Source organism: Nocardia amamiensis (assembly GCF_015477605.1).
GTDB classification, from domain to species: domain Bacteria; phylum Actinomycetota; class Actinomycetes; order Mycobacteriales; family Mycobacteriaceae; genus Nocardia; species Nocardia amamiensis_A.
Genome location: NZ_JADLQX010000070.1, coordinates 1 through 7,428, shown reverse-complemented (window position 1 = coordinate 7,428; position 7,428 = coordinate 1). Strand labels below are relative to the sequence as shown.

General features: G+C 65.5%; 7 protein-coding genes. 5 read left to right on the top strand and 2 right to left on the bottom strand.

Annotated features, from left to right (window positions below; genetic code table 11):
* Together IU459_RS35980 and IU459_RS35975 are read right to left on the bottom strand one after the other, a co-directional pair.
* Positions 1 to 217, bottom strand: a 217-nt coding sequence (locus IU459_RS35980) for a helix-turn-helix domain-containing protein (RefSeq protein WP_195134061.1), incomplete at its 3' end; no start/stop codon positions are given.
* Between the two features lie 409 nt (positions 218 to 626).
* Positions 627 to 1,771, bottom strand: a protein-coding gene (locus IU459_RS35975; RefSeq protein WP_195134060.1) for an IS3 family transposase whose coding sequence is annotated in 2 segments (ribosomal slippage) — positions 627 to 1,504 and positions 1,504 to 1,771 — 1,146 coding nt in all. Because the reading frame shifts where the segments join, the coding sequence is not laid out codon by codon here.
* Positions 1,772 to 1,889: 118 nt separating this feature from the next.
* Here IU459_RS35975 and IU459_RS35970 point away from each other — a divergent pair.
* The 5 genes from IU459_RS35970 (at position 1,890) to IU459_RS35950 (ending at position 7,335) form a co-directional block, all read left to right on the top strand.
* Positions 1,890 to 3,272, top strand: a complete 1,383-nt coding sequence (locus IU459_RS35970) for an IS1380 family transposase (RefSeq protein ID WP_195134059.1) — start codon at positions 1,890 to 1,892, stop codon at positions 3,270 to 3,272.
* 301 nt (positions 3,273 to 3,573) lie between these two features.
* Complete coding sequence (locus IU459_RS35965; RefSeq protein WP_195134058.1) at positions 3,574 to 3,786, top strand: hypothetical protein; 213 nt, start codon at positions 3,574 to 3,576, stop codon at positions 3,784 to 3,786.
* 510 nt (positions 3,787 to 4,296) lie between these two features.
* Complete coding sequence (locus IU459_RS35960) at positions 4,297 to 4,821, top strand: hypothetical protein (RefSeq protein ID WP_195134057.1); 525 nt, start codon at positions 4,297 to 4,299, stop codon at positions 4,819 to 4,821.
* 553 nt (positions 4,822 to 5,374) lie between these two features.
* Complete coding sequence (locus IU459_RS35955; RefSeq protein ID WP_195134056.1) at positions 5,375 to 6,292, top strand: hypothetical protein; 918 nt, start codon at positions 5,375 to 5,377, stop codon at positions 6,290 to 6,292.
* Positions 6,293 to 6,717: 425 nt separating this feature from the next.
* The gene (locus IU459_RS35950; RefSeq protein WP_195134055.1) at positions 6,718 to 7,335 is read left to right on the top strand and encodes a sigma factor-like helix-turn-helix DNA-binding protein; all 618 of its coding nucleotides are present in this window, start codon (positions 6,718 to 6,720) and stop codon (positions 7,333 to 7,335) included.
* The last annotated feature ends 93 nt before the right edge of the window (positions 7,336 to 7,428 follow it).

Genomic DNA, 7,428 nt, shown 5'->3' with positions numbered 1-7,428 from the left:
CCCGCCCGGTACGCGACTTGACCGGAGCGGCCAGCGATTCCCGACCACCAGCCTGGTACTTACGCCACCAGGTCCCCACCGACCGCTGCGAGACTCCGAACATCTCGGCGGCCTCGCGGTAACCGCTCACCCGTCCCGACTCCAGCGCGGCCACCACCCGCAGCCGCACCACCTCCTGCGCGGCAGGCGACAACCGCCGCAGCTCCACATCACTCACACACCCTCAACGTCCAAGGCAACCAAGACGGTTCGGTTCAATAGCTGGCCAGTATGCGTTCCCCAGCCAGGTCCCGGTGCCACTCCCGCGCCATCTAACCCGTCGGCCCCGCTCAGAATTCCTGTCTGTGGCGCACTAGGTTGTGTCTCCCAATGGCATTGATTGATCAGCGGTGCACGGCAGGGCTGATCGTTGTCCTGTCCAGGTGTAGTTGGCGCAGTCCAGGTGTAGTTGGCGCATGGGTGGCGGTGTCCAGGTTTAGCCTCGATCCACCGACGGGCTTGCGCCTGTTGGTGTGCCGTGAATGAGAAAGTGCCCTTCGAGCTGGGATGATCACTGTTGTCTAGGTGACCGGTCCCCGGTAACGGGACCACCCGGTTCTTGAGTCCGGGTTGTTTTCGATCCAGATTCAGTTGATGCCGCATGCCACCGGGTGGTGGCCGTGGGTGCAGGCCGCAGCGTACTCGGCCGGGGTCAGGTAGCCCAGCGCCGAATGCCGATGACGCCGATTGTGTTCGTCCTTGAAGTCTCCGATCACCACTCGGGCCTCGAGCAAGCTGGTCCAGTGGTTGCGGTTCAAGCACTCCGCGCGCAGTCGCCGGTTGAACGACTCGACGAACCCGTTGTTCCACGGCGTACCCGGCGGAATGTAGACCAGCCCGGTCTTCCCGGAGCAAAACTGTTGCAACGCTTGAGAAATCATCTCCGGACCGTTATCCATCCGCAGCACCCTCGGCGGCCCGCCGCGGGCAGCGAACACCCGCCCGAGCTCAGCGACGAGCCGCTCGGCAGTGATCGAGCGCTCCACCAAGTGCAACAGCGATTCACGAGTATGCTCATCGACCATCGACGCGATCTTCACCGCCCGCCCATCGACGGTGGAGTCGAACTGGAAGTCCAACGCCCACACCACCTTCGGTGCATCAGCATCGATCGGCGGCATCGACGAGACACCGGCGCGCTTGCGCGGCGAATGCTCACGCACCTGCAAGCCCTCCTCACGCCAGAGCCGGTGCACTCGCTTCTTGTTCACCGGCTGCCCCTCGTCGAACCGCAGCGCCGCCCACGCACGCCGGAACCCGTGACACGGGCGTTTCGTCGCATACGAGCGCAGCCAGGCCCGTAAACCGGCGTCCGGGTCGGCCGGAGTTTGCGCATCCGGCAGCCGCCGATAGGTGGATCTGTGTAGCCCAACAACCTTGCACGCGAACCGTTCCGACAGGCCCAACACCTCTTTGAGCATGTCCACGACGCGGCGTCCGGCCGCTGGGCTCACCATTTTCCCTTGGCGATCTCCCGCAGCGCGTCCTTCTCCAGCTCCGCATCGGCCAGCAGTCGCTTCAGCCGCGCGTTCTGCTCCCGCAACTCCTTCAACTCTTTCGCCGCGTCGGTATCCATGCCCCCGTACTGGCGGCGCCAGTTGTACAACGTCGCCGCCGACACCTCGAGCTCCGCGGCGATCTCCTCACCCGACTGACCGGCCGCCGCCAGTTCGTCGGCACGGCGCAGCTTCCGCACGATCTCCTCCGCAGAATGCCGCTTCCGTCCAGCCATACCTCTCATCGTCCCTTCCAGCCCTCACCAGGGCCAACAGGACTCTAATACCGAGCGGTCTCATTAACTGGGGACGGGCCATAGGCAATGATCGGTCCAGTTCAGAAGGACACTTCGGGTGCAAGTTTCGCACAGGTTCGCCGCGGAGTCTGCGGTGTTCGACGATGACAATCTCGTGTCGCTGGCCGGACTGGTGCCGGTGATGCGGCTGGCCGCCCAGACCGGGCTGGGCGAGCTGCTGGCGGAGAAGGTGGTGATCGCCGCGCCGCGCATCAAATCGGGTTCGGCGAATCCGGGCCCGAAGCTGGCCACACTGATCGCGGGGATGGCCGCTGGTGCGGACAGCATCGACGATGTCGACGTGCTGCGCAGCGGCGGGATGACCACCGTGTTCGACCGGGTGTATGCGCCGTCGACGATCGGAACCTTGTTGCGGGAGTTCAGTTTCGGTCACGCTCGCCAGCTCGAGTCGGTGCTGCGGGCGCATCTGGCGCGGTTGTGTCGGCGGGTGGAGTTGCTGCCGGGTGCCGGTGTGCGGGCGTTCGTCGATATCGACTCGCTGCTGCGGCCGGTGTATGGGTATGCCAAGCAGGGCGCCTCCTACGGTCATACCAAGATCGCGGGCAAATCGATTCTGCGGAAAGGGCTTTCGCCGCTGGCAGCGACCATCAGCACCGATCTCGCAGCGCCGGTGATCGCGGGGATGCGCCTGCGGGCCGGCAAGACCGGCTCGGGCAAGGGCGCCGGCCGGATGGTTGCCCAGGCCATCGCCTGCGCCCGCGCGGCCGGAGTCACCGGTGAGATCCTGGTCCGTGGCGATTCGGCCTACGGCACCCGGTCGGTGATCGGTGCATGCCGCCGCGCGGGGGTCCGATTCTCGCTGGTGCTGACGAAGAACCGTGCCGTGCAGCGGGCGATCGCGTCGATTCCCGATGGCGCGTGGAGGCCGGTGAGATATCCGGGTGCGGTCCGCGATCCCGAGACCGGTGAGTGGATCTCCGACGCCGAGGTCGCCGAAATCCCCTACACCGCTTTCGCTTCCAAGCCCGATGCGATCACCGCCCGGTTGATCGTGCGCCGCGTCCGCGATGCCGCCCGCCAGGACGAACTGTTCCCGGTCTGGCGATACCACCCGTTCTTCACCGATTCGACCGAACCCACCATCGACGCCGACATCACCCACCGCCGCCACGCGATCATCGAGACCGTGTTCGCCGACCTCATCGACGGCCCGCTGGCCCACATGCCGTCGGGGCGGTTCGGCGCGAACTCCGCGTGGGTACTGTGCGCCGCGATCGCCCACAACCTGCTGCGCGCCGCCGGAGCCCTCGCCGACCCCGTCCTGGGCAAAGCCCGCGGCTCCACCCTGCGCCGAAAGATCATCGTCGTTCCCGCCCGCTTGGCCCGCCCGCAGCGAAAGCCCGTGCTGCACCTACCCACGCACTGGCCCTGGGCGGCTGCCTGGCGACGACTCTGGCAGGCCACCACCGCAACCACCTGAACCATCCCTCCCGTCCCTACGACCAGGAACAACAGTGGAAAAGCTGGGCAGACCAGCGGCTACCTCACGCCCGAAAACCGGTGGTCCGCACACCGCAGCCGCTCAGACCACCCACAACCCTCATCGGTGGATCGAGGTTTAGTTGGCGCGTAGAAGCTTACGAGCGGTGGGTGAGCGCTGTGGGGCCGGTGCGCTGATTGCGGCGCGTCGGGACACGACGCGCCGCATCGGCTAGCGGAGTTCGGACGTCAGCGTTGGGATTCGGCTCGGAACATCATGCGCGCCCGCAGAATTGACGGCCGTGGTAACGGTGCTGAGCGCGGTCGAGGGTGGTACGCGTGAGTCGGCGACGGGGTTCGAGCTGGCCTACGTGGAGATGGGCGGCGATGAGGTCCGGGTCGGGTTGGCGGATGCCGCGGGCCGCCGCCCGGCGGCGAGCCCGGCTGATCCCACGGCCGCCGCTCACCGGCCAGAACAACCAGAACGGCTGTGCTGGCGCGACTCGCCGCGCTGAACCACCTAGACAGCGACGAACTCTGGAAACGCGTGAGCGTTCCAGGCCCGACGCCATCGCGACGGACCGTTACCGCCGAACGGATGTCAGCTCTCACCGGTCGCCCCGGCGAACACCTGGCCGGGGCGCTCCCCGAGCTGCGGACCTCGACAGCACACTGGCCGTTGTTTCGGCACGCACCACAACCAGGCTGCACACGATGCGACGCCCGTCACCAAGGCGGACCCGTCTGGCGGATCCTGCCGCACCACCGTTACGTCTGCACCCGGCACGAGTATTGGATCGGTCCGCCCGACGGTGACCGGCACGGCCCGTCGTTGCGGCGATGCCCCGAAGTGATCACCACGCAACGGCGACACCTGCGCCTGGGTTCAACGCTTCGGCTGGGCCGCGGCCTACGACGCGGTGCTGACGGCCTTCATGATCTGCGCGCACCGATGGGAACAACTCAAACCGACCAGTGGACTGCAACGGCAGCAAGAGATCTGGAGAACTCGAAGCTTCGTGCTCATGCCCGAAGGCACCGAACGCTCGACGTTCACCGCGTCGAAGTTGTTCGCCTGCCTCTATCCCGAAGCGATCGATCTCGCACCTGCGATCGCCGCACCCCAATGGCGAAAACTCGCTGCTGGCAACGACGAACAGCTTGCGCACTACATTGCCGAGGTTCGTCGGCGGCTGCATGACGAGGACTACCAGCCACGCGCAGAGCAAGACCCCATCGCGCACTGGATCGAGACCGATTGCTGGCGTCCGCCCACCGGGCCACCGACGACGTTCGACACCGCGCCAGGGAATCGGAAACCCAGCCAAGTCCAACGAATGAAACTTCCCAGCATCGAGCGGACCATTCGTTCTGCGGCGTGGTTCGCCCTGAAGGATCGCCGCGGCATGGGCGACGTTGTCCTGCACCACCGCACACTCCACCCGGTGATCGTTCGAGAATGGTCACCCAACATGCAGGAGTACCGCGGTGCGATCTGGGTCAGCCAACGCACGAACGCACGGTTCAGGCAGCCACGATCGCCTCAGTAGGCCTGGACCCTACAGGAGAGGTTCGCCCGTCCGGATTGGCGGACCCGCCAGGTCAGCAAACATCACTCGCGCCCACCGGAGGGTGCGGTCATACGACGGCATCAGGGAGACCCGCCGCCCCAGGCAGCCAGCACGCCGTTGCCTGAGCAGCATCCAAGACGATGGTTCCGATATCTCGAACAACAGCTCGTGCAACCACCAGCCAGCGGTCGAGCTTCTGCGCGACGCAAAAAACCAAGACGATGACTTTGCGACATGCGCAATGAAACATGTTCTCCGGAAACAATATTCACGCCATGTGAAGACCATGCCGAGTAGTAGTTCGTAGGGATTTCCCCCATACCGCGCAGGCGGGCGGCTTGGGAGGGTCGCATGATGATCGCCAGCCAGTCAACGTCTCGATCGTCGCGCGGTATCCGCGGCGGCTTCTGCGAAAGTGGCCCGCGCTGGGCAACCCAGGTCATCGCTGCAACACTGACGGGATCGTGCGGCATTGCCGGACTGTGACGTCTGTATCTACAAGTTTGTGCCCCTCGGGCTGCCTGGACCTCATTTGAGCTTCGAGGAGCAGATGCAGGCCGGATTCGAACGGCTCGAGGACAGTGTCGGGACCGACCGTCGGATGCTGCGGCACACGATCCGTGCCATGGCCGTGGTCAGCCTCTCCGAGGCGGAGTGGATTCGCCGGATGCGAGCCACCGGGACGAAATTGGATGCTCGAGTCAATGTTGTCGATGGATACGTCGCGGGTTACTTTGCTCAGTGGCGTGACCCCCACAGCGCACGCCTCGGCCCCGCCATTACTGATGTTGAAGTGGGCGGCGGTCTGAGCCTGCCCAATCTTCGAGACGGATGGGAAATCGATGCACAGGCTAGGGCGGACGCGCAGACCGAATGGAAACTTCCACGGTCGATCGAGCCATCTGCCAGGGAAAAGGTCCTTTCAGGTGACACGGCGTTGTGGACACACGCCCTTGCTGATGCCCGAGGCTTCAATGAGGCACTGGCGCGCGTTCCCAGCAACGAGCGACCGGCATGGCGGTGGGCGGCAAGCCGGCTCTCGGGCGTGCTGGCGCTCTGGTCACGGCGCACCGAGCCCAACGCGGACGGACCCTTCGCGGCCGCCGCGCGGGAAGTCGGGCTATCGGCACTCGCAGGCGGAAGTCAGCGGCGGCCAGCCATCCTCCCAACGCCCACGCCAGACCTGGCGCAGGCCGCGTTCGTCCTGGCCCAGTTATGCCGAGAGGTTCATGATCGGCCGGTGGAATCTCTACTGGTACGACAACTGGTCACAAGCATCGCTGCCATTGCAAAGGCGCATCGTGAACGTGGTGAACTGGGGCGCGCGGTGCGCATCAACACCACCGCTCTGAATCTCAAATCGGTATCCCGCGAGATACGCACGGCGCCACCGATATCGCTGATCAGCTGCCAACTCCGGTTCGAACACCCATCACGACCCCGGTCGTAGTAGCGCATCCGACGGCGCCCCGGAATTCGCCAACTAGAACTGGACACCCAGCCTGCGGACTGTCCAGAACAACCCGGCGAACCGCAGCTCAGCAACATCGACGTCCGCCATGTTCATGCGGAACGGACAATGGTGGCGTCGAGCAGATGCAGTTCCTCGGCCACGATCAGATTGACCTCTTCGTCGGTCAGATCCGACAGCAGATGTGTCGTCAGCATCGCTCTCACCTCCTCACCGCGCTTATCGGGTCTGTCGAATCGAAGATCCCGACATCGACTTCGACACCCAAACAGACGTGACACCCCGGATCGGGACGCACGGATGCGTCCGATGCCGGTCAGCGCCGTCGGTATCTGTGTTGAGGCATCAAGGCTCGCCACCACGCTGGCAGGCGAGGATGCTGGAGACAGAGAGGACCCACGATCATGAGCCAGCCAACGGCCACCACCGTGACCACACCACAGCCGCAACCCGGTGATCTCGACCAACTCTGGCGCCGCTTCTCCGGCGACCTGCGGGCCTTCATCGCCCTGCGGATGGCCAAAAGCCTGGACAATCTGCGCGAGCAGGAACGGCTGCTGGGCTGGATGTATGCCATCACCCGCAACGCGATCACCGACTACTACCGCTCGGCGGCCCATCGCCGCGAACTACCCGTCGACGCCGTCCCGGACAACCCATCTGCAGGCGAGGATAGACTCGACACCGGCGAGGCGGCGAAGAAAGAACTCGCCTCCTGCCTGGTGCCGATGCTCTCCACGCTGCCCGCCGAGCAGGCCGCGGCGGTGAAGATGGTCGACTTCGACGCCCGCACGCACGCCGCTGCCGCCAGCGAGGCGGGTATCGCGGTGTCCGGCATGAAATCCCGCGTCCAACGCGGCCGCGCCGCCCTCAAAACCCAACTGCACGCCTGCTGCCGGATCAGCCAGGACCGCACCGGCCACGTGCACGACTACCAACTCCGCGAGGGAGCCTGCGGCGGCGCACCCAGCAGCGACACAGGCTGCGGTTGCGGTGGTGTCACACCGCCATCCGACCAGTAGACCGGCACCTCGGTTCGCCGAACGCCCCGCCGGTCAACCGCGGGATCACCACGATCGGACAATAGTGCGGTGCGAGCCCCACGGGGCTCGCAC